This is a genomic window from Bacillus cereus group sp. BfR-BA-01379 (genome assembly GCF_022663605.1).
Classification (GTDB): domain Bacteria; phylum Bacillota; class Bacilli; order Bacillales; family Bacillaceae_G; genus Bacillus_A; species Bacillus_A mobilis.
Genome location: NZ_JAKUFT010000055.1, coordinates 1 through 22,003, shown reverse-complemented (window position 1 = coordinate 22,003; position 22,003 = coordinate 1). Strand labels below are relative to the sequence as shown.

Sequence of the window (22,003 nt, the reverse complement as noted above, 5' to 3'; positions counted from 1 at the left end):
GGGCGAAGCCCATCTTTTTTATTTATTATATCGGTTATTTAATAACTTTCCAGTTATTATTGACTGTTGCCTCTATCTTTTGGTGCTTCAATATATAGTTAGCAATAAGTTCAGACATATCTGTTGATATGTCTTTTATTACGGGCTTATTTTGAAACATAAAGAAGTTTCCTCCGCCGCTAGCGCGATAATTATTCATAACGACGTCATATTCTTCATCCATATTAAGAGGAGCACCTTTATACTGTAAAGATTCTACTCTCTCCCCAATAGGTTTGGAAATGTTTAATACGTACGAAATCCCTTCCCACATATCGTAATTATAGTGTTGTGGCTTCGGTTCTATAAAGGTAGGGTTTACGATAATAGCTCCATCTGCATGTAATGTGAAATAAGAAGCAGAGAGTTCAAGGGCATTTTTTATATCTGCTCCAGTTATTCTAATTACTTGTAATGTATTTGGATAAATATAATTAGAAACGATGTCACGCATTGTTACATGATCAGGGAAACCTGGAGATGTATTATGGAATAAGCTTGTACAAGAAATAGAAACATTAGCTATATCCATCTGTACTTTATTTATGAATTCAATAAAAGGATGGTCTTGCAAACGAGTTTGCATAGCGTCTGAAATTTGCATATCTCCATAGATTAGTCCAATAGGTTGATCGAGCCAATTTTGTGTTTTCTCTTCATAATTGGTAACCAAGGAAAGCATATGTTGATCCGCCGCAATTCCTCGCACGGGCAATAATTGTGAATAAATCTCTTTTTTTACCCATTTTTGTTCTATTTTCTCGAATGTTACTGTTATTTTCCCGAGGGAGTGTCCATTGCATCCGGTCTGTAAAACTGTTACACCATTTATTACGGTGTGAGCGATTTCCCGGTGTTGGTGGCCTGTTAGTAAAATATCTATGCCTTCAATTTCATGGCACATTGCATAACCTTGGTTTTCACCTGTTAAAACTTCAGTCGGTACCCCGGTTTGTAAATCGCATTCAAATCCTCCATGATACGCTACGACTAGTAAATCTGGTTGCTCTTGTTCGCGAATGTAAGAAACCCATTTTTTTGTTGTTTCTAATGCATCATCAAATTGTAGATCTTGAATGTGATGAGGTTGTTCCCAATTAGGAATGTAATGCGTTGTCATCCCTAAAATAACAATTTTTATATTTGATTCAATATGTTTTATTATATATGGTTTCCCGAAATAAGGTTCTTTTCTGTTTGTATCTAAAATATTTGCTGATAGATACGGGAAGTTCGCAGTAGAAATAGCATGATTTAATACGTCCATTCCATAATTAAATTCATGATTCCCAATAACTGCAGCATCATAACGTAAATAGTTCGCTAATAAGGACATTGGATTTTTTTTATCTTTTGCATATGTAGCGTAATGATAAGTGAAGGGTGTTCCTTGTATGAAGTCGCCGTTATCAATTAAAAGAACGTTTCTATTTTGGGAACGTTCTTTTTTTATAAGAGTAGAAATTTTAGCTAAACCAATTTCAGCTTTGGAGTTATCTTGGTAGTGAATTGGATAAACAGTACCGTGTATATCACTTGTTAATAAGATGTTTAAAGTTACAGTTTGATTTTGATTCAATATCATTCACCTTTTCTATTGTTATCTACTAGTTAAGCATATCAAATATATGAAGAGAATTTTAATGAGAATGTATAGAATGTGTAAAGATTCTGTAAATAAGCAATTATTAATAAAAATGTGTGATATATTTCTTCATGTTTACGGAAGGTAATTTATAACAATAAAAATGGAGGCTTTAATATGTTGAAAAAAGTTTTTGCAATGAGCACGACAGTTGTACTGGCGGCGGGATTATTAAGTGGCTGTGGAACGAAGGAATCTAGTGCAAGTAAAACTGAAGATACGAAAAAAGGTTATGTACCGAAGACGTTAAATGTACAATTTGTTCCTTCTCAAAATGCAGATACGTTAGAGGCAAAGGCGAAACCATTGGAAAAGCTATTAAGTGATAAATTAAATATCCCGGTAAAAGTTAGTATTTCAACGAATTACAATACAATTGTAGAAGCGATGGCATCTAAGCAAGTAGATGTAGGATTTTTACCACCAACAGCATATGTGCTAGCACATGAGAAAAAGGCTGCAAACGTAATTTTACAAGCACAACGTTTTGGGGTAGATGATGAAACCGGAGCTCCTACAAAGGATTTAGTAGACTTTTATAAATCTGAGTTTGTAGTTAAGAAGGATTCAAATATTAATAGTGTAAAAGATTTAAAAGGTAAAAAAATTGGTTATCAAGATGTAACGTCATCAGCTGGATACGTATGGCCTGCGGCTGTATTGTTAAAAGAAGGTGTTGATCCATTAAAGGATGTGAAACCTGTTACATTAAAAGGTCACGATCAGTCGCTTATTGCTCTTTTAAATGGTGATGTAGATGCTGCTGTTGTATTCCAAGATGCTCGTAATATTGTAAAAAAAGATTATCCAAATATATTCGACCAAACGAAAATAGTGAAATTTACAGAGAAGATTCCAAACGATACGATTTCAGTACGCTCTGATTTAGATGAAGAGTGGAGTAAGAAATTACAAGATGCTTTCATTGAAATAGGAAAGAATGAGGAAGGTCACAAAATCATTAAAGAAGTATATTCACATGAAGGATATGTTAAATCGGATGATAGTAAATTTGATATCGTTCGTGAATATGGAAAGAAAGTAAAAACGCAATAATACATATGAAAATGACAGCTAACTGGAAGGATATGTTTTCAGTTAGTTTGCCGTTTTGATTACATAGAAGGTAGGTAAGATGTGTGATAGAGTTTCGAAATGTCTCCAAATTGTATCCGAATGGTACAAAAGGATTAAATAATATAAACTTGAACATTCAAAAAGGTGAGTTTGTTGTAATGGTAGGGCTATCCGGGGCTGGAAAGTCTACACTTCTCAGATCGGTAAATCGACTTCATGAGATTACAGAAGGCGAAATTATGATTGAAGGTGAGTCTATTACTGCTGCGAAAGGAAAAGGCTTACGACGCATGCGCCGAGATATTGGTATGATTTTTCAAAGTTTTAACCTTGTAAAGCGATCAACGGTATTGAAAAATGTATTAGCTGGCCGTGTTGGATATCATTCGACTTTGCGCACAACGTTAGGTCTATTTCCAAAAGAAGATTTGGAGCTTGCCTTTCAATCGTTAAAAAGGGTGAATATTTTAGAAAAAGCATATGCGCGAGCTGATGAATTATCAGGGGGACAACAGCAACGTGTATCGATTGCTAGAGCGTTGGCGCAAGAAGCAAAAATCATATTGGCGGATGAACCTGTTGCGTCGTTAGATCCGCTAACAACGAAGCAAGTATTAGATGATTTGAAAAAAATTAATGAAGATTTTGGGATTACAACAATTGTAAACTTACACTCTATTGATTTAGCTAGGCAATATGCGACACGCATTATTGGATTGCATGCAGGAGAAATTGTTTTTGATGGTTCAGTAGAAGAGGCAACGGATGAAAAATTTGCTGAAATTTATGGAGACGTAGCGCAGAAAAGTGAATTATTAGAGGTGGCAGTTAAATGAATGACGTGACGATATACTCGAAATCGATACCGAAGCCGCCGAGTAAGTTGAAACATATGTTAACAGCTATTCTAGTCATTTTGCTGTTGTGGGGAAGTAGTGTACAGGTCGACGCATCATTTTCAAAACTAGTAGTTGGTTTTCCTAATATGATTGATTTGTTAAAAGAGATGGTGCCGCCTGATTGGAGTTATTTTCAAGTTATTACAACTGCGATGTTAGATACGATACGTATGGCGATTATTGGGACGACTTTAGGAGCGATTTTAGCTATTCCACTGGCACTATTAGCGGCAAGTAATGTGTTTACTAGTACATTCTTGTACGGTCCAGCTCGATTGGTTTTAAATTTTATCCGAACGATACCAGATTTATTATTAGCGGCAATTTTCGTAGCTATTTTTGGAATAGGGCCGCTTCCAGGTATTTTGGCTCTTACTTTTTTCTCAATTGGGCTCGTGGCGAAATTGTTGTATGAGTCAATTGAATCGATTGATCCAGGTCCATTAGAGGCGATGACAGCAGTAGGAGCAAATAAAGTGCAATGGATTGTGTATGGGGTAATTCCGCAAGTGAAAGCACATTTTGTCTCCTATGTTCTTTATACATTTGAGGTAAACGTACGTGCGGCAGCTGTTTTAGGTTTAGTAGGGGCAGGCGGTATAGGATTATATTATGACCGTACACTTGGGTTTTTACAATATCAACAAACTGCATCTATTATTATCTATACCCTTGTTGTTGTATTGTTAATTGATTATGTAAGTACATTGTTGCGGGAGAAATTATAATGAGTAAAACGACGTTAATCGTACCAAAACCGAAGAAACCGAGTGTGTATCGCTGGTTTATTTTTATAGCACTTGCATTTGTTTATGTATGGGCTTTTTCAGGAGTCCCGTTAGAGGGAATAAAGGATACGGCAGGGGAAATTACAAAAGCAATTATGACAGGTGTATTGAACCCAGATTGGTCGTATGTATCTTTGCCAGATGGTGAAGATTTATTACATGGTTTAATTGATACGTTGGCAATTGCGATATTAGGTACATTTATTTCTGCCTTTTTATCTGTTCCATTCGCTTTTTGGGCGGCAACGAATATGAGCAGTGGAAAATTAACTTCAGGAACTGGGAAATTTGTACTTAGTTTTGTTCGTACATTTCCGGAATTAGTTATGGCACTTTTATTTATAAAAGCTGTTGGACCAGGCTCTTTTGCCGGAGTTCTAGCTTTAGGATTACACTCTATAGGAATGTTAGGGAAATTATATTCAGAAGGAATTGAAAATATAGATAAGGGACCGACGGAAGCGTTAATAGCAACAGGCGCGAATCGCTTCCAAATACTTTGGTATGCAGTATTACCACAAGTATTACCGGACTTTCTATCGTATACGTTATACAGGTTCGAAATTAATGTGCGATCCGCTGCTATTTTAGGTGTTATTGGAGCAGGTGGGATTGGTACGCCTCTAATTTTTGCGCTGAGTTCACGCAATTGGTCTCGTGTGGGTATTATTTTATTGGGTATTATTTTAATGGTAATTATCATTGATTTTATTTCAAGTTCGGTACGGAAGAAAATTGTATAATTTATAAAAAAGCACCTATAAAAGGTGCTTTTTTATATAATAAGAATAATAAATGTGAGCAATAGGGGGGATAATTTGGCTTTACAGCATGAATTTGTATTTGTTTCGAATGAAAAAAAGGGTTGGATTTTATAGGCATAGATTGGATTGAACTTTGTTTTCTATATAAAGAAGAGGCAACGATAGATGAGTGTGTTGTATTAAGTGATGAGCTAATCGTATATCTATTAGATTTTACCCATTGGATTCCGACCTATTATCCAGCGAAAAGGGCAGAAGGATTTGGAATTCACTATTATGGTATTACAAAAATTGAGCAACAAGGAGCAGTGATAGCAGAACAGTTATTTTGTTCGCTAGTTAGCATGTTTTCTTTAGCGCCAGAAACAATCGAATTGACAGGACAGTTTCAATGGGAAAATGATAAGAATACGGATGGAGAATATGAGAGATACGTATTTGATCGAGATAAATTATGCCAAAATTTACAGTCGTTTATTTATTTGCTTCGTAGAGTGAAAAATGGGGAAGGATATATTTTGCGTTATGGAATTTGAAAATGATGAATAAATATACAGATAATTCCCTTTCTTTTTAAAATAAAAATAATGAAAAAGTATGTCATATTGAATACCCATACATTCCCGAAAACATTGATTTTTTTATGAAAAACCAAAAAAATATCAACATATTTGTCGATACATGTTGTATAATCTTGCGTGGGAAGCTATCATATAAATGTATAAAACGTTTACTAATATAAGCGAAGGGAAGAATAGCATGTCACATTCAATCGAACAACTTTCTATCAACACGATTCGCACATTATCCATCGATGCGATTGAAAAAGCAAACTCTGGTCACCCAGGAATGCCAATGGGTGCAGCACCAATGGCTTATACATTATGGACTCAATTTATGAAACACAATCCAAATAACCCAACGTGGTTTAACCGTGATCGTTTCGTATTATCTGCAGGTCATGGTTCAATGTTATTATACAGCCTACTTCACCTATCTGGTTATGATGTAACAATGGATGACTTAAAGAACTTCCGTCAATGGGGAAGCAAAACTCCAGGACATCCTGAGTACGGTCATACAGCAGGTGTAGACGCAACTACTGGTCCACTTGGACAAGGTATTGCAACTGCTGTAGGTATGGCAATGGCTGAAAGACATTTAGCTGCTAAATACAACCGTGATGCGTATAATGTAGTAGATCATTATACATACGCTATTTGTGGTGATGGAGATTTAATGGAAGGCGTTTCTGCTGAAGCATCTTCATTAGCTGCTCATTTACAATTAGGTCGTCTTGTTGTGCTTTACGATTCAAATGATATTTCATTAGATGGCGATTTAAATCGTTCATTCTCTGAAAGTGTAGAAGATCGTTACAAAGCATACGGATGGCAAGTAATCCGTGTTGAGGATGGAAACGATATTGAAGCTATCGCGAAAGCAATTGAAGAAGCGAAAGCTGACGAAAAACGCCCAACGCTAATTGAAGTAAGAACGACAATTGGTTTCGGTTCTCCAAACAAATCAGGGAAATCAGCTTCACATGGTTCTCCACTTGGTGTAGACGAAACAAAATTAACGAAAGAAGCATATGCTTGGACTGCTGAGCAAGACTTCCATGTAGCAGAAGAAGTATATGACAACTTCCGTAAAACGGTACAAGATGTTGGTGAAACTGCGCAAGCAGCGTGGAACACTATGCTAGGTGAGTATGCACAAGCATACCCAGAATTAGCAAACGAATTACAAGCGGCAATGAATGGTCTTCTTCCAGAAGGTTGGGAGCAAAACTTACCAACTTATGAATTAGGATCAAAAGCAGCAACTCGTAATTCTTCAGGTGCTGTAATTAATGCAATTGCAGAGTCTGTACCATCATTCTTCGGTGGATCTGCTGACCTTGCTGGTTCTAACAAAACATACATGAATAACGAAAAAGACTTTACAAGAGATGATTACAGCGGAAAAAACATTTGGTACGGTGTACGTGAGTTCGCAATGGGTGCAGCAATGAACGGTATTGCACTACATGGCGGTTTAAAAACTTACGGTGGTACGTTCTTCGTATTCTCTGACTACTTACGCCCAGCAATTCGTCTTGCAGCATTAATGCAATTGCCAGTAACGTATGTATTCACACACGACAGTATCGCTGTTGGTGAAGATGGTCCAACACATGAACCAGTCGAGCAATTAGCAGCGCTACGTGCAATGCCAAATGTATCTGTTATCCGTCCAGCGGATGGTAACGAATCTGTTGCAGCTTGGAGACTTGCTCTAGAATCTACAAATAAACCAACTGCTTTAGTATTAACTCGTCAAGACCTTCCAACATTAGAAGGTGCAAAAGACGATACGTATGAAAAAGTAGCAAAAGGTGCATACGTAGTTTCTGCAAGCAAGAAAGAAACAGCTGATGTAATCTTACTTGCAACTGGATCTGAAGTAAGTCTAGCTGTTGAAGCACAAAAAGCTCTAGCGGTAGACGGCGTTGACGCAGCTGTTGTCAGCATGCCATCTATGGATCGCTTTGAAGCTCAAACTGCTGAGTACAAAGAATCTGTATTACCAAAAGCAGTAACAAAACGTTTCGCAATCGAAATGGGTGCTACATTCGGATGGCACCGTTACGTAGGTCTTGACGGAGATGTGTTAGGTATCGATACATTCGGTGCTTCTGCTCCTGGTGAGAAGATTATGGAAGAGTATGGATTTACTGTAGAGAACGTTGTTCGTAAAGTAAAAGAAATGCTTTAATGATTTTAGAAAAATCTCTCCGGCATGGAGAGGTTTTTCTATGTAAATGAGTTTTTTCGACAGAAAAAGTTTTTTATCTCTCCGCAGTCAGACAATCATTGCAAAATTTCTTCTATATAATGAAGAGAAAAGGTTGTCCAGATTGGGAGGCGAAGGATGAAAACGTATGAATTGTATTTAATTCAAGAGGATATTGCGAGAGCTTACTTTGGTCGTGAATATTTGTTTTTTGATTTATTTGCTCGATTTTCAGAATCTGGGTCCCTTTCGGAGAAAAAAGTGTTATACAAACAAATGATGTATATAACGATGCCATTACAAGTAATGAAAATCCATCATAAATTAGAACAAGCTTTGCGCGTTCTTGGTAAATATGATCGAACACATCATACACATACACTTTATACAGGAGCGGAATACGGCGAAATAATGGTGAAACCACACTATATTCGCATGAATACCTCTGGAAACGTTTCTATGGAAACGACTTTCTTTGAGGTGTTGAGAAAGTGTGAATTAACATTTTTAGCTATGGATTATGAAAATACAAAGTACGGATGGCTGAATCCTCTAAAACAAGTACGAACATATGTGTAAAAAATGTCGAATTGTATCTTGTCTTATTGAAAAGGTTTTAGTACACTGTAAGGTAGACAACATGAAGGAGGAAAATATATGCCAATTTGGTTAGGTATTCTAGTGGGCGTAGTAGCACTAGTAGCAGGCGTGGCGTTAGGATTTTTCATTGCCCGCAAATACATGATGAACTACTTAGAAAAAAATCCACCAATTAATGAACAAATGTTAAAAATGATGATGATGCAAATGGGACAAAAACCTTCCCAAAAGAAAATCAATCAAATGATGAGCGCGATGAGCAAGCAACAAACAAAATAAGCGCTAAAGGGCACTCGATAAGAGTGCCCTTTCTTATTGGACTTTTAAAGTGTTTAAAACTTTTAAAAATTCTGCATCTTTGATAAACTGAAAACATCGCTCATTTTAAGGGAGGAGGATAAAAATGAAGGTATTTATTAATTTAGCTTGGTTTTTTAAACAAGAAAAACGAGCGTACATAATCGGAATTATTATGTTATTTGGTGTCGCGCTTCTTGAACTTGTAGCCCCGAAAGTACTAGGTATTGTAGTAGATGAAATTAATAATGGAACATTAACATCTGAGAAGTTGTTGAAGTGGGTTGTTTTGTTAGTAGTTGTAGGGATTACTATGTACATATTACGTTATTTATGGCGTATTATGATTTTTGGATCTTCGTTAAAACTAGCTCGTCAATTACGAAAGAATTTATATGAACATTTTACAAAGATGAGCCCATCTTTTTATCAATCACGTCGTACGGGTGATTTGATGGCGCATGCGACCAATGATATTCAGGCGATTCAACAAACTGCTGGATCGGGCGTTTTAACACTGGTTGACTCATTAGCGGTTGGGGGCTGTGTACTCGTAGCGATGGGCTTTACAATTAGTTGGAAGTTAACATTGTTAAGCTTAATTCCAATGCCGATTGTAGCGATTTCGACAAACTATTATGGAACGTTATTACATAAAAGGTTTCATAAAGCGCAGCAATCGTTTTCGGAAATCAATGATAAAGTGCAAGAGAGTATGAGTGGGATGAAGGTAATTCGATCACTTGGACAAGAGAAAGAAGATTTACAAGCATTCCGAAAAAAGTCAGAAGATGTTGTACATAAAAATATGTTAGTCGCACGTATTGATTCGTTGTTTGATCCGACAATCTCACTTATCGTTGGATTTTCTTTTTTAATTGCAGTATGTTACGGGTCAGTATTAGTTGTGAGAGGGGAATTAACTGTAGGTGATCTCGTTACATTTACAACGTATTTAGGTACCCTTGTTTGGCCAATGTTAGCCTTTGGATGGTTGTTCAACATTATGGAGCGTGGGCGTGCTTCGTATGACCGTGTAGAAAAAATTCTCTCTCAAAAATCAGATGTAGTAAATAGAGAAGATGCTGTGCATACAATAGCGAGCGGTAATGTTACATTTGCGGTTGATTCATTTTCATATAAGAAAAATGAATTGTTACAGCTAATAGATGTTCACTTTGATTTAAAGAAGGGTGAAACATTAGGAGTTGTCGGACGTACAGGCGCCGGGAAAACGACTTTATTAAAATGTCTAATTCGTGAGTATGATCATTTTAATGGTGGATTAAAAGTTGGGGAGCGGGATATTCGCGATGTAACACTTTACGGTGTCCGTTCTGCCATTTCATACGTGCCGCAAGATCATTTTTTATTTTCAGCAAGTATTGGGGAAAATATTGCCTTCGGAAAGGCGGATGCTACATATAATGAAATTACCCGTGCTGCAGAGATTGCTTGTATTCATGATGATATTCTCCAATTTTCAGAAGGGTATGAAACAGTAGTAGGAGAAAGAGGGGTTTCGTTATCTGGAGGCCAAAAACAGAGGATTTCTATCGCGCGTGCTTTATTAACGAATGCGGAAATTTTAATTTTAGATGATTGTTTATCAGCGGTAGATGCAAAAACAGAAGAAACGATTTTAAATGCATTAAAGAGGGAAAGAGCAGGGAAAACGACGATTATTACTGCTCATCGTTTAAGTGCAATTCAACATGCTAATCTTATACTTGTTGTGGATGAAGGCAGAATTGTGCAACGAGGTACACATGAGCAATTAATGGAAGAAAACGGTTGGTATAAAGAGATGTATGAGAGCCAGCAGTTAGAAGCATTAGTTGAGAAAGGGGGCGTATGATGACTGAGAAGAAGCAGAGTGATTTAAGTAGGTTACTTTCTTATATGAAGCCATATAAAGGGTTGCTATCTTTAGCATTTATCTTTTTAGTTGGTGCAACAGTAACTGAAATGATGGGTCCTTTTTTAATTAAACAATTTCTTGATGAACATTTAGTACCACGAAATTTTGATCAATCAGCACTTGTTACTCTATTTGTAGTGTATCTAATTGCTCACTTATTAAAAGTATTATTTACTTATTTAGACTTATTGTATTTTCAAAATATCGCTTTTAAAATTGTTCAAGATATGCGTGTGGAAGTATATGATCATGTTCAAAAGTTGTCATTAAGTTTCTTTGATCGTACGCCGATTGGTACGCTCGTATCGCGCATAACGAATGATACGGAAGCAATTAAAGACTTTTATGTCAGTGTATTATCCACATTTGTCAAAAATGTAGTCTTTTTAATAGGTATTGTAGTAGCAATGTTTTTATTAAATGTAAAACTAGCTCTATTTTCTCTCGTATTAATTCCAATCATGTTTGCAATTATGGTGCTATATCGTCGGAAAAGTGCAGCTTTTTATTTAGAAGTACGTAATCAATTGAGCGTGTTAAATGCAAAGTTAAATGAGTCTATTCAAGGAATGAATATTGTTCAAGTGTTCAGACAAGAAAAGCGTATGAGAAAAGAATTTGAAGAAGTGAATAATAAACATTATAGTGCAGGGCGACGGACGTTAAAGTTAGACGCATTACTTTTACGCCCAGCAACGGATTTAGTTCATATTATAGCAATTGCGTTAGTACTTGGTTTATTTGGAATTGATGCGCTGAAGAGTCCTGTTGAAGTAGGAGTTCTATACGCGTTTGTTAACTATATACATCGTTTCTTCCAGCCTGTAAATGAGATGATGATGAAATTATCATTTTTCCAACAGGCACTTGTTTCATCATCACGTGTATTTCATTTAATGGATGAAAAAGATTTAGCGCCAGTTCAAAAAGGGGATGGAAATCCTCAAGTCGTTAATGGAGAAATTGAATTTAAAAATGTTACTTTTTCGTATGATGGAAAACGTGATGTTTTAAAAAATGTATCTTTTCACGTGAAACAAGGGCAAACGGTTGCTTTCGTTGGACACACTGGTAGCGGAAAAAGTACCATTATGAATTTATTAATGCGATTTTATAATATTAATTCCGGAAATATTGTAATAGATGGTGTGGATTTAGTGGGATTTGAAGAACGAGAAATTAGAAAGAAAATAGGACTTGTATTGCAAGATGCATTTTTATTTGCGGGAAATGTAAAACAAAATATTCGTATGTATAATGAAGAGATTACGGATGAAGAAGTAAAAGAAGCAGCCCAATTTGTGCAAGCGAATACGTTTATTGAGAAATTACCAGAGCAGTATGAAACGGAAGTAGTAGAAAGAGGAGCGGCTTTTTCTAGTGGTCAACGACAATTAATTGCTTTTGCTAGAACGATAGCAACAAATCCGAAAGTATTAGTATTGGATGAAGCAACAGCTAATATTGATACAGAAACAGAAGATGCGATCCAAACAGCATTACAGCAAATGCGAAAAGGGAGAACGACGATAGCCATTGCGCACAGGTTATCTACAATTCAAGATGCGGATCAAATCTTTGTTATGCATGATGGAGAAATAGTAGAAAGAGGTACACATCAAGAATTACTGAGTGAACAAGGGTTGTATTATAATATGTATTTACTACAAAATAAAGGAAGTTTACAAAAGGCCTTGTAATTACAAGGCTTTTTTATTTTGTTTATAAAATATGTTTGCTCTTTATGTCTATAGTATAAACGTCGTGACCCTTTAATAAAGTTGTACATATTGTATGTATACGAAATGAAAAAAATTGATAGGAGCTTTTATATGCAAGATAGATCTAGTTCAAATATTACGTTTATCGATGTGTCTCATTGGGAAGGGAATATTGATTGGAATGCAGTGAAGGGATCGGGTATTTCAGCGGCATATGCAAAAGCGACAGAAGGTGTGAATAATCTTGATCCTACTTTGGTTCAAAATGTACAAGCAGCGCGAAATGCGAATGTATTAATCGGTGCATACCATTTCGCACATCCAGAACTAAATGATGCAATTTCAGAAGCGAAACATTTTGTGAACATATTACAAAGCAATCAGACAGATTTAATGCCAGTTCTAGATTTAGAATCACCGATAGATCCGAGTAATAGTAATTTAACTGGTACTGCTATATCTAATTGGGCAAGAAGCTTTATAAATTATGTGAAACAGGCTACTGGAAAAGATGTCATGTTATATACAGGAATTTGGTATATTAATGAGTTTGGAATTAACGGGTTAAGTGATATTCCACTTTGGATTTCTAAATACTCTAGTACGCCGCCTGCTGATGCTGGTGGATGGACAGAGTGGACAGCATGGCAATACACGGATTCTGGTGAAATCTCAGGTGTAGTAGGGAATTGTGACGTATCAGCAGCGGTTTCATTAGAAGCTTTACAAGGAAATGGAACAAATGGTGGTGGAAATGTTTCCCCGCCTAGTACTGCTACTGCAGTCTACGGCGTTGCTGTAATTAAAGGCGATAATGTAAATTTACGAAGTGGACCATCTTTACAATCTAGTGTAATCCGCCAGCTAAATAGAGGAGAATCGTATGAAATTTTGAATGAACAAGGTAGCTGGCTTGCTTTAGGTGGAAACGAATGGATATACTATGATCCAAGTTACATTCAGTATAAACATTATGTGGCGACTATTACTGGTGATAATGTGAATCTGCGGGATGCTCCATCATTAAATGGAAATGTTATAAGACAGTTACATCATGGTGAGGCTTATAGAGTATGGTGTAAACAAGATGGATGGCTTGGTTTAGGTGGAAATGGCTGGATATACTATGATCCAAGTTATATTCAGTATGGTGTACAATAAAATGCACGTAAAAGGTATCTCGCCTGAGATGCCTTTTATTTCTACTATTTGTGGGCTACCTGAAACAATCAAGTAGGGGATGGAAAAAATCGCTTATTAAAGTCTCGCTTCATTAAAAATATGTAATTTTTACAAAGTGTATATTGAAAGCATAGTATAATATAATGGATGTTTATAAAAATAAATGAAAATGAAATGAAGGAGTAAAAATATGGATTATGTGCTAATAGGTGTGATTTTATTATTATTAGCTGTAGCATTCGTGCTGTTCTATAAAAATAAACAGCTAGAATCAGAGAGTCAGCAAGTAGAGTTTGAAAAAAAACAAGCAATTGAAACGTATGAAAATGAAATTGCAGCTACGGTTACAGAGCATAAAGAACAACAAAATACATTGAAAAGTATGGAACAGAAGAAATACAATGATTTGCAAATAAGTGCAGCTAGAGAACTTGAAAATATGCGTATGATGAAAAATCAATTAGCTGTGCAACATAGTAAAGAACGCAGTGAAGTGCAAGAAAAGCATAGTAACGAAATACATATGTTTCAACAATTAATTGCAAATTTGCGAGAGTATACGAAAAGTGGAGCTGAAGTGAATACACACGAAACATTACATTATATGAAACGAGGCTTCGTAGAACAAGGCATAATACTAGATAATGAATTTCATATTATGCCGAATGTTTTTATTAGAAATCAGCACGGCGGAAATGATTTTCGAATTCATCATCTTGTCTTAAGTAAAACGGGGATGTATCTACTTGAGACGAAAGAATGGAAAGGGAAATTAATTCATGGCTTAACGAAAGAAAATGCTAGTATATATTCATTTATGATTGATGAAATTGGCAAGTATCAACAAGAAGTAGAAAAAGAAGAGACGTTTGAATGCGTAACAGGTGAAGATTCATTAACGATACAAGTGAAAAATGAAGGGAATCCAGTATATAGAGCGAAGAAACTATCTCATATTCTATACAATTGTTTGAAAGAAATCCAAGTTGATATTGTAAAGGAAAACGTAAAACCGATTGTATATTTTTATAATGAGAGTGGGGAAGAAGTGCTAGATTTGTCTGAAGAAAAAACGCCGAGATTAAAAGATAGAGAGCAAATTGTAACATTCTTCAGAAATGAGATCTTAACAGGGAAAGTAATATATACAGATCAAGAGTTAGAAAAGCTTCGAGAAATCATTAACCGGATGAATTATAAAATGAATTAAAAAGAGGTGGGCTTTTTGAGTACTATATTAAGGGGTATTTTGTATGTTTATGTTTGTTTGTATATACTCATGTATCTTGCGTTTATATTTGTTATTGATTCGGTTCATATGTCAGTAAGTGTAAAAAGTATGTTTGTAGTAGTCATGCCATTTGCTATATTAGTCGTGATTCAAAAGTTCGTCTTACGTACTTCTGTAAATCGTAATCCAGGAAAGAAGAAAATGCTAGGTGTAATGATAGTAGGATGTATTCTATTGTTAGTGTGTACTGCACAATTAAGTGTGAATACATACACCTCAAAGTTTAATCAAAATCGGTGGTTACATGCTGAAGAGAAACGGGTACATATGGTAGATGATTTAATGCAAAAATATACATTAACAGGGAAATCAAATGAAGAAATTACAAAATTATTAGGAATGCCTACTGAAACAAGAAATGGAGAAGAAGGGATTATCACTTCGTACTATCTTGGAAATGAACGTGGTTTTATTTCAATCGATAGTGAACAGCTTGTTTTACAATTTAATAGAGATGGTAGGGTTATGGAATATAAGGTGCATAGAGGTTAAAAAATGTAGAGGGAAGCTATATATTATAGCTTCTTTTTATATTCCAATATAGTAAATGTAGGCAAATAGTAGTCATTCCTATCTATACGAATCGGAATGAGTCTGTTATATTGTAAATGGTTATGTAGTTTAATAGTTTACTAGATGATCTATATTTTAGTTGAGGAGGGAGAATTTAACACGAATTTAATTATGACGTGTTAAGTATTATGATGAAAAAAAGATTTTATAATGTTTTAGCTGCATCGATTGTATTTAGTATGGTAACTATTCCAAATTATTCCTATGCTGGCGAGCTTGACAAAACTGTGACAGTTTCACCTGATGAACAAGCTTTAAAAAGTATCGAAAACCATATGAAAGATGAAGATGGTCGAGGAGAAGATAAAGGAGTACAAAATGAAGTGCCAGGTGAATTTCTTGTACATATAGTGAAAGAAGTACCTTTATATGATTCTAGTAATCTGCAAAAAGAGACAGGGATTCATATTTCGAATCAAGTCGTAAAAGCTGAGAAGAGAAAAGGAAACGCTTACTATGTTCGTACTTCATCTGGAATTGGATGGATACAAAATAGTGAGGGGAATGTAGAGGTTAAAGAAGTTCATACGTTATCAAGTGAAAAGCTAGTTATTAATGAAGAAACCTCTACATACTCTGAACCATTTACTTCATACAAAGAAGAAAATGTATTGGAGCCACAAACCATTCAAGTAATGGGACAGGCGGGAGAATGGTTCCAAGTAAAAATAAATAATGAGATGAAATGGATTTATTCACCTTCAGCAAAATTTGAAGGAACAAAGGCTTCGCTTATTCAAGAAGCAACACCAGCACGTACAAAACGCGCAGCAGTTATGTATGCTGCACCATTAGAAGAGAAAACAACGGATATTTATGGTGTAACTTTAAAAGAAATGATTGTACCAAAAGGAAATGAAAATATCCGTCCTGGTTATGCAATGAAGCCGAAGTATATTACGATTCATGAGACAGATAATTACCGTGTTGGGGCAAATGCTAGAAACCATGCAGTATATTTATATAACCAGGCAACAGGAACGGAAGATCGCTCAGCGTCTTGGCACTTTACGGTAGATGATAAAGAGATTTATCAACATCTTCCATTAAATGAAAATGGTTGGCATGCCGGAGATGGGGCGGAAGGAACTGGAAATCGAGAATCCATTGCGATTGAAATTGCTGTAAATGAAGATGGTGATTATAATAAAGCTGTTGAAAACGCTCGTAAATTAACAGCTTATTTAATGGGAGAATTACATATTCCTTTAGAAAATGTGAAGAAGCATCAATTTTGGAGCGGGAAGAATTGTCCGGCTATTATGATTAAAAATAATGCGTGGGAACCATTCTTACAAGGAACAAAAGTTTATTATGATGCGAACCATAAAGATGATATAACAGGTGGTTGGTACGAAGCAGACATTCGTGAATTAGATAAACGCGGCATTATGGTTGGGGATGGAAAAGGTTCTTATTGGCCAGAGCGTCTTGTAACACGTGGTGAATTTGCGAATTTAATTTCAAGATCATTGCAGTTACCTGAAGGGGCATCGAATTTTAATGATTTAAATACAGCACATCCATCGCTAATAGATGGTATTAATCGTGCAGCAACTGCCGGGATAATAAATGGTAGAGGAAATGGGACATTTGCTCCAAATGATACGATTAAACGAGATGAAGCTGCTATCATGATTGACCGTGCACTGCAATATAAAAAAATTAAAGGTAACTTAGTTCCATTACCATTCTCGGATCAAGATTTAGCATATGATAAACAAGCTGTACAACGTGTTTATGGATTAGGTATTGTAAAAGGAAATGAAAATAATGAATTTATGCCGAAAGGTTCTGCAACACGTGGAGAATCGGCAGCATTTATTAATAGAATGTTAAAAGTAATTGAAAGTAAATAATGAAAAAGCATTCGCTTTTGCGAGTGCTTTTTTTATTTTTCAATACGTTACGGAAGGGAGAGCAACCTTTTGAGGGGAATAAGGAATGAAAACGGAGGTGATACATATATATAGATGCATTGGGTTGTTTTTTATCCCGCTTTAATGGGCAGTAAGACCCCCACCTAAAAATTCAACGAAAGCAAAGAAGTTAGGTGGGGATCAACTGCCCATAAAAGTCCGATTGGTTCAACTAATAATCAGTGCGGAGTGTACCAAACTTCTACTGATTAAACTTTCACTTTATCATATTGTATAAATGAAGAGGAGGTAAGACGGTGAAAGCTATACCGACTGATGTCCTGAGTAAAGAATTGATGGAAAGAGAAGGTGTTATATCTATTACAGTAAAAGAATTCGAAAAGATAGAAGTAGCTGGAGTAGTAGTCGCTGGCCCCGCAGTTATTTTGATTAATCAAGATTAAGTACATAGTATCAATTTAGACAAGTATGAAAGCATCCGTCCAGGGTGCTTTTGAAGTTTTCAATGATAATGACACCAGTTTTAGCCGGATGTATGTGATGGATGGAATAAAAATAATATAGCGAACTAATATGTTTTACGAATGAATTATGTAAGTAATTCATATTTCCCATATAAAAGGATTTGCTTTAATATAATGAGTATAAAGTTCGAGTATTCGAAGTACTACTTGAATTATATCCCTATCCCTTTTCTAAAAATGCGAACAAGTTTTGCCCTATTCTATTCAATAATTAATTGCATAGAAATATATTGTTCGATGACCATTATGGAACGTACATAATGGGAAAATCCCGATCCTTAAAGAGGATGCCCCTAATCTTCATGTGAAAATATGATCGGATAAGAAAGCTGACCAGTTTATGGTCGGCTTTCTTTTTGTTCAAAAGTTATTTCTTCTTTAATTTCTGTTTGCAATAGTAAAGCTTTTCCGAAACGACGTTTACATTCCGCACGTACTTTTTCAATGGCTAGTAGCTGAGTAGTGGCGGGAACTGTTACGATAGCTTGGCGAGGTTTTCGATTTTCTTCACAAAAGACACATTCCACAATATATTTAGAAATCATGTTTTCATCCTTCCGTTTTTCATTTCTAAGAAGGGATTGTCTAAGAAGTTGATTTAATCTTTCGTCATTGTTTTACTATTTCCCTCTTTTTTCAAGGGGAAAATAAAAAGGAAGACGAATAGTAGTAGGGGAGGGATGTATATGGAAAGATGGGTAGGTTGTGCAGCAGTATGTGTAAATGAAAGAAATGAAGTTCTAATGGTGTTACAAGGGCAAAAGGGTGAAGAAAAAAGGTGGTCTGTTCCAAGTGGTGGGCTTGAAAAAGGAGAAACACTAGAAGAATGTTGTATTCGAGAAGTTTGGGAAGAAACAGGTTACAATGTGGAGGTTGTAAATAAAATATACGAAAAAGAAGGTATTACATACGGAATTCCAGTGTATGTTCATTATTACTTTGTAAAAAAAATAGGCGGTAGTATGAAAATCCAAGATCCTGATGAATTAATACATGAAATTGCTTGGAAGAGGATAGATGAAATGAAGGAATTAACGCTATCTTTCCCAGAGGATTATGAGATTTTAAATAAATATATAAATAAAAAAGCGAGTGTTTAAACACTTGCTTTTTTAATGTATCCACGATAAGAAAAGCGGAACGATAACTAAACTAGCTCCCGCTGTTAAAAGCATAGATAAACTTGCAATCGTTCCTTCTACAGGTCCGATTTCGAATGCTTTTGATGTACCGGTTCCATTTGCGCTCGTGCCTAACATAATGCCTTTTGCGAGTGCTGTTTTAATACGACATATGCGTATGAGAGAAGGACCGAGCAGTGCCCCTGTTAACGCAGTTAAAACAACAAATACGGCTGTTAATTGTGACATACCACCAATCATTTCTGAAATAGCCATTGCAATTGGTGTCGTTACAATATGAGGTGCTAAACTATGTTCTAACGATGAATCAATTTGAAAATAATTTGCTAGTAGTGCTGAAGTAATAACTGATAAAAACGAACCGACAATGACATTAAGTAAAATAGCTAGTCCATGTTTTTTCAATAAATCAAAGTATTTATAGATTGGCCATGCAAAAGCAACAGTTGCAGGCTTTAATAATTCTGTTAACCATTGACCACCTGTTTCATATGTTTCATAAGGTGTGTCTAGTCCGAGTAATAAAGCAATTAAAATAATAGGGCAGACGAGAAGAGGAGAAAGTAAGCTCCAATTCCAGCGTTGATACATTTTTTTCGATATCCAATATGTGAATAGTGTTAATAATAAACAAAGAAAGCCGATCATTGTGTTGACCCTTTCCGCTTTAGTAGCAATTCTGTTAAGAGTCCTGTAACTAAGGTAACGCAAAGTGTACTAATCATAATAATTAAAATGAGATCGATTCCATATTGTGATAGTGTATCTTTGTAGCGTATGACAGCGACTGCAGAAGGAATGAAAAATAAAATAAGTTCTTTTAATAAAAAGTCTGCTCCGTCTTGTATCCACTCTTTTTTCACTAGGTTAAATTTTAATGAAATTAATAATAAAAAAATACCGATTATACTTCCTGGAACTGGGAGGTGTGCCTGTTTTGCAATCCATTCACCTGTCCAAGCGAAACAAAATAATAATAAAATTTGTCCGCTTAATTTCCACCATTTCATACAGTAACCACCTCTTTCTTTTTTTACATAAAAATTGTAAAAAAGAATTAACAATTTCTACTATACGTTCATTCAAAAAGTTTGTCTAATATATAAATTATATGTTATTAATATATTAGATGTATTAATCGAAAGTGAAAAGGGTGTCCAAAATGGAATTACGGCATTTGCAATATTTTGTTGTAGTGGCAGAGGAGTTACACTTTGGACGAGCAGCTGCTCGTTTACAAATGACACAACCACCGCTTAGTCAACAAATTCAGCAATTAGAAAAAGAAATGGGAGTTATGTTATTTTCAAGAACGAAGAGAAAGGTTGAATTAACAGAAGCTGGAGAAATGTTTTTAAAAGAAGTAAAAAAAGCGTTCGAACAAATTGAAAAAGCAGTAGAGATTGCACAAAGTGCCCAAAGGGGAGAAGTGGGCTCACTTTCAATTGGTTTTGTAGGTGCGGCGATATATGATATTTTACCATCTATCGTAAGGGAGTATAGAAAGAAATTTCCGAGAGTGTCTGTTGCACTACATGAACTGTCAACACCAGATCAGGTGCATGCACTTCACGATAACCGTATTGATATTGGTTTTTTACGTCCGCCAATTCCAACACAATTGCTAGAGTTAGAACCAATTCAAAGGCTTTCTTGTACGTTATGTTTACCGAAGGCACATCCACTTGCTGAAAAGGATGAAATACATATTGAAGATTTAAGAGACGAACCGTTTGTATTTATTACAAGGCCCGTATGGCCAGCGTTATACGATACAATTTTATCACTTTGCCGTGATGTAGGCTTTAGTCCACATATTGTACAAGAAGCGACGGAATATCAAACAGTTATGGGGCTTGTAGCGGCAGGAATTGGAATTACGGTAATACCTGTATCGGCAAATAAATTGTATAAAACAGAAGTCGTATATAAAGAGTTATATGATTCTAATTTTGTTGCAGAAATGTCAGTAGCGTACAAAAAAATGAATACTAATCCAGAACTTTTAGAGTTTTTGAAAATTGCAAGAGAGAAGAAAAGAATCGAAGTTGAGGATGATATTGATTAAGTTATTTAAAAGTACACCTCATTAAACACTAAAGCGGAAATGCAATAGTATTGCATTTCCGCTTTAGTGTTCTTTTTTTAGCTCTATACTAAAGAGATAAACATGTTCATTTTCTTGTAATAGTTGGTCAATAGCGTTTTTTTCCTCAAGCATTGGAATTCTTACCGTTTCTTTATTCGTTTTTATTATAGCCGCTAAAGTCGTTTTTTGATTATATTTTAAGTTTATAGCAGATTGAAGAGTAGTAGATGCAGAGCTATTTATACTTGGAGATGCTTCTTCAGGAACGAGCATGGAACTACCTTCAATATTAACATACCAATGTTTTTGCGCTTGTATATCTTTATCGAGTTGGGATTGAGGTGGTAAAAAAGAAAGCTTTACTTTCTTTTTTGGAAAATGTGAGGTAGCTGTATTCACAATTTCGTTTGTTTTTTTACCATTTTGATAATAATCAATTGTAGCATGTATTTCATCTTTTTCATTTTTAAGTGTAACGCTATAAAACATGCTGTTTCCTTCTTGAAAAGGGGTCATTTGTAAAATAGAAGATTGCTCTTCTGTTAATTTGTACGGCTCAACAATCGCTATTTCATTGTTTTTAAGTGGGCTACAACTTGTGAGAAATAATAAAAACAAGATTGATAGTAATTTTATACGCATGCAACCTCCTCCTTTTTACAATTATATTTTTAATATGATTTTTTTACCATTTTATTTTCTAGGACTAAAGACTTAGAACAAATTCAGATTGTAGTGCGATGTTTAAAATGTCATATTTTTATACACTTGTAGTATAGAATGAGTTTGTTAT

21 protein-coding genes and 1 pseudogene are annotated in these 22,003 nt (G+C 35.4%); 17 read left to right on the top strand and 5 right to left on the bottom strand.

What is annotated here, in order from left to right:
- Window positions 1-34: 34 nt before the first annotated feature.
- Window positions 35-1,618 carry a bifunctional metallophosphatase/5'-nucleotidase gene (locus tag MR113_RS19180; protein WP_242256227.1) on the bottom strand — a complete coding sequence of 528 codons (1,584 nt, stop codon included), beginning with the start codon at window positions 1,616-1,618 and terminating at the stop codon, window positions 35-37.
- Window positions 1,619-1,801: 183 nt separating this feature from the next.
- Between MR113_RS19180 and MR113_RS19175 the strand changes: the two genes are divergently transcribed.
- The 15 genes and pseudogenes from MR113_RS19175 to MR113_RS19105 all read left to right on the top strand — a co-directional run bounded on the left by MR113_RS19175 (window position 1,802) and on the right by MR113_RS19105 (window position 17,898).
- Window positions 1,802-2,740 carry a phosphate/phosphite/phosphonate ABC transporter substrate-binding protein gene (locus MR113_RS19175; protein WP_000915073.1) on the top strand — a complete coding sequence of 313 codons (939 nt, stop codon included), beginning with the start codon at window positions 1,802-1,804 and terminating at the stop codon, window positions 2,738-2,740.
- Window positions 2,741-2,823: 83 nt separating this feature from the next.
- Window positions 2,824-3,597 carry a phosphonate ABC transporter ATP-binding protein gene (gene phnC, locus MR113_RS19170; RefSeq protein WP_242256225.1) on the top strand — a complete coding sequence of 258 codons (774 nt, stop codon included), beginning with the start codon at window positions 2,824-2,826 and terminating at the stop codon, window positions 3,595-3,597.
- A complete protein-coding gene (phnE, locus tag MR113_RS19165) occupies window positions 3,594-4,388 on the top strand; it encodes a phosphonate ABC transporter, permease protein PhnE (RefSeq protein ID WP_242256223.1) in 795 nt (264 codons plus the stop codon). The genes phnC and phnE (MR113_RS19165) overlap by 4 nt, the downstream gene beginning before the upstream one ends.
- A complete protein-coding gene (gene phnE, locus MR113_RS19160) occupies window positions 4,388-5,191 on the top strand; it encodes a phosphonate ABC transporter, permease protein PhnE (RefSeq protein WP_242256222.1) in 804 nt (267 codons plus the stop codon). The genes phnE (MR113_RS19165) and phnE (MR113_RS19160) overlap by 1 nt, the downstream gene beginning before the upstream one ends.
- Window positions 5,192-5,266: 75 nt before the next feature.
- Window positions 5,267-5,748, top strand: a pseudogene (locus tag MR113_RS19155) (coproporphyrinogen III oxidase).
- Between the two features lie 223 nt (window positions 5,749-5,971).
- Window positions 5,972-7,972: a transketolase gene (tkt, locus tag MR113_RS19150; protein ID WP_061677978.1), complete on the top strand. Its 2,001-nt coding sequence runs from the start codon at window positions 5,972-5,974 to the stop codon at window positions 7,970-7,972.
- A 156-nt stretch (window positions 7,973-8,128) separates the two neighbouring features.
- Entirely contained in the window at window positions 8,129-8,569 is a 441-nt protein-coding gene (gene sirA, locus MR113_RS19145; protein ID WP_088093366.1) for a sporulation inhibitor of replication protein SirA, read from the top strand.
- Window positions 8,570-8,647: 78 nt separating this feature from the next.
- A complete protein-coding gene (locus MR113_RS19140; RefSeq protein ID WP_001123316.1) occupies window positions 8,648-8,869 on the top strand; it encodes a YneF family protein in 222 nt (73 codons plus the stop codon).
- Window positions 8,870-8,993: 124 nt separating this feature from the next.
- Window positions 8,994-10,745, top strand: a complete 1,752-nt coding sequence (locus tag MR113_RS19135) for an ABC transporter ATP-binding protein (RefSeq protein WP_242256219.1) — start codon at window positions 8,994-8,996, stop codon at window positions 10,743-10,745.
- Complete coding sequence (locus tag MR113_RS19130; protein WP_242256217.1) at window positions 10,745-12,508, top strand: ABC transporter ATP-binding protein; 1,764 nt, start codon at window positions 10,745-10,747, stop codon at window positions 12,506-12,508. The genes MR113_RS19135 and MR113_RS19130 overlap by 1 nt, the downstream gene beginning before the upstream one ends.
- Before the next feature lie 132 nt (window positions 12,509-12,640).
- Entirely contained in the window at window positions 12,641-13,690 is a 1,050-nt protein-coding gene (locus MR113_RS19125; RefSeq protein WP_242256215.1) for a GH25 family lysozyme, read from the top strand.
- 211 nt (window positions 13,691-13,901) lie between these two features.
- Window positions 13,902-14,921: a nuclease-related domain-containing protein gene (locus tag MR113_RS19120; protein WP_242256213.1), complete on the top strand. Its 1,020-nt coding sequence runs from the start codon at window positions 13,902-13,904 to the stop codon at window positions 14,919-14,921.
- 6 nt (window positions 14,922-14,927) lie between these two features.
- On the top strand, window positions 14,928-15,494 hold the full coding sequence (locus MR113_RS19115; RefSeq protein ID WP_242256211.1) for a hypothetical protein: 567 nt from the start codon (window positions 14,928-14,930) through the stop codon (window positions 15,492-15,494).
- A gap of 212 nt (window positions 15,495-15,706) precedes the next feature.
- Window positions 15,707-17,434: an S-layer homology domain-containing protein gene (locus MR113_RS19110; protein ID WP_242256246.1), complete on the top strand. Its 1,728-nt coding sequence runs from the start codon at window positions 15,707-15,709 to the stop codon at window positions 17,432-17,434.
- Window positions 17,435-17,751: 317 nt separating this feature from the next.
- Complete coding sequence (locus tag MR113_RS19105; protein ID WP_000644411.1) at window positions 17,752-17,898, top strand: BC1881 family protein; 147 nt, start codon at window positions 17,752-17,754, stop codon at window positions 17,896-17,898.
- A gap of 419 nt (window positions 17,899-18,317) precedes the next feature.
- On the opposite strand, the gene MR113_RS19100 is transcribed toward MR113_RS19105, so the two are convergent.
- Entirely contained in the window at window positions 18,318-18,524 is a 207-nt protein-coding gene (locus tag MR113_RS19100) for a DUF3903 domain-containing protein (RefSeq protein WP_242256209.1), read from the bottom strand.
- Window positions 18,525-18,665: 141 nt separating this feature from the next.
- On the opposite strand from MR113_RS19100, the gene MR113_RS19095 reads away from it, so the two are divergent.
- Entirely contained in the window at window positions 18,666-19,079 is a 414-nt protein-coding gene (locus MR113_RS19095) for an NUDIX hydrolase (RefSeq protein WP_242256207.1), read from the top strand.
- 12 nt (window positions 19,080-19,091) lie between these two features.
- Here the strand turns inward: MR113_RS19095 and MR113_RS19090 are convergent, their stop codons facing one another.
- Entirely contained in the window at window positions 19,092-19,769 is a 678-nt protein-coding gene (locus MR113_RS19090; RefSeq protein ID WP_016086768.1) for an LrgB family protein, read from the bottom strand.
- Window positions 19,766-20,131: a CidA/LrgA family holin-like protein gene (locus MR113_RS19085; protein WP_000872363.1), complete on the bottom strand. Its 366-nt coding sequence runs from the start codon at window positions 20,129-20,131 to the stop codon at window positions 19,766-19,768. Before MR113_RS19085 ends, MR113_RS19090 begins: the two co-directional genes overlap by 4 nt.
- A 152-nt stretch (window positions 20,132-20,283) precedes the next feature.
- Between MR113_RS19085 and alsR the strand changes: the two genes are divergently transcribed.
- Window positions 20,284-21,189: an acetoin biosynthesis transcriptional regulator AlsR gene (gene alsR / locus MR113_RS19080; protein WP_151634087.1), complete on the top strand. Its 906-nt coding sequence runs from the start codon at window positions 20,284-20,286 to the stop codon at window positions 21,187-21,189.
- A 63-nt stretch (window positions 21,190-21,252) separates the two neighbouring features.
- Here the strand turns inward: alsR and MR113_RS19075 are convergent, their stop codons facing one another.
- Entirely contained in the window at window positions 21,253-21,852 is a 600-nt protein-coding gene (locus MR113_RS19075; RefSeq protein ID WP_242256205.1) for a histidine kinase, read from the bottom strand.
- Window positions 21,853-22,003: the final 151 nt, after the last annotated feature.

Bases quoted from the DNA above. Each gene is read 5' to 3' on its own strand.
- MR113_RS19075 (WP_242256205.1), bottom strand. From the start codon at position 21,852: ATGCGTATAAAATTACTATCAATCTTGTTTTTATTATTTCTCACAAGT.
- MR113_RS19140 (WP_001123316.1), top strand. From the start codon at position 8,648: ATGCCAATTTGGTTAGGTATTCTAGTGGGCGTAGTAGCACTAGTAGCA.
- MR113_RS19100 (WP_242256209.1), bottom strand. From the start codon at position 18,524: ATGATTTCTAAATATATTGTGGAATGTGTCTTTTGTGAAGAAAATCGA.
- MR113_RS19130 (WP_242256217.1), top strand. From the start codon at position 10,745: ATGACTGAGAAGAAGCAGAGTGATTTAAGTAGGTTACTTTCTTATATG.
- MR113_RS19125 (WP_242256215.1), top strand. From the start codon at position 12,641: ATGCAAGATAGATCTAGTTCAAATATTACGTTTATCGATGTGTCTCAT.
- MR113_RS19090 (WP_016086768.1), bottom strand. From the start codon at position 19,769: ATGATCGGCTTTCTTTGTTTATTATTAACACTATTCACATATTGGATA.
- MR113_RS19175 (WP_000915073.1), top strand. From the start codon at position 1,802: ATGTTGAAAAAAGTTTTTGCAATGAGCACGACAGTTGTACTGGCGGCG.
- alsR (WP_151634087.1), top strand. From the start codon at position 20,284: ATGGAATTACGGCATTTGCAATATTTTGTTGTAGTGGCAGAGGAGTTA.
- MR113_RS19110 (WP_242256246.1), top strand. From the start codon at position 15,707: ATGAAAAAAAGATTTTATAATGTTTTAGCTGCATCGATTGTATTTAGT.
- MR113_RS19085 (WP_000872363.1), bottom strand. From the start codon at position 20,131: ATGAAATGGTGGAAATTAAGCGGACAAATTTTATTATTATTTTGTTTC.
- sirA (WP_088093366.1), top strand. From the start codon at position 8,129: ATGAAAACGTATGAATTGTATTTAATTCAAGAGGATATTGCGAGAGCT.
- phnE (WP_242256222.1), top strand. From the start codon at position 4,388: ATGAGTAAAACGACGTTAATCGTACCAAAACCGAAGAAACCGAGTGTG.
- MR113_RS19135 (WP_242256219.1), top strand. From the start codon at position 8,994: ATGAAGGTATTTATTAATTTAGCTTGGTTTTTTAAACAAGAAAAACGA.
- tkt (WP_061677978.1), top strand. From the start codon at position 5,972: ATGTCACATTCAATCGAACAACTTTCTATCAACACGATTCGCACATTA.
- MR113_RS19120 (WP_242256213.1), top strand. From the start codon at position 13,902: ATGGATTATGTGCTAATAGGTGTGATTTTATTATTATTAGCTGTAGCA.
- phnE (WP_242256223.1), top strand. From the start codon at position 3,594: ATGAATGACGTGACGATATACTCGAAATCGATACCGAAGCCGCCGAGT.
- MR113_RS19095 (WP_242256207.1), top strand. From the start codon at position 18,666: ATGGAAAGATGGGTAGGTTGTGCAGCAGTATGTGTAAATGAAAGAAAT.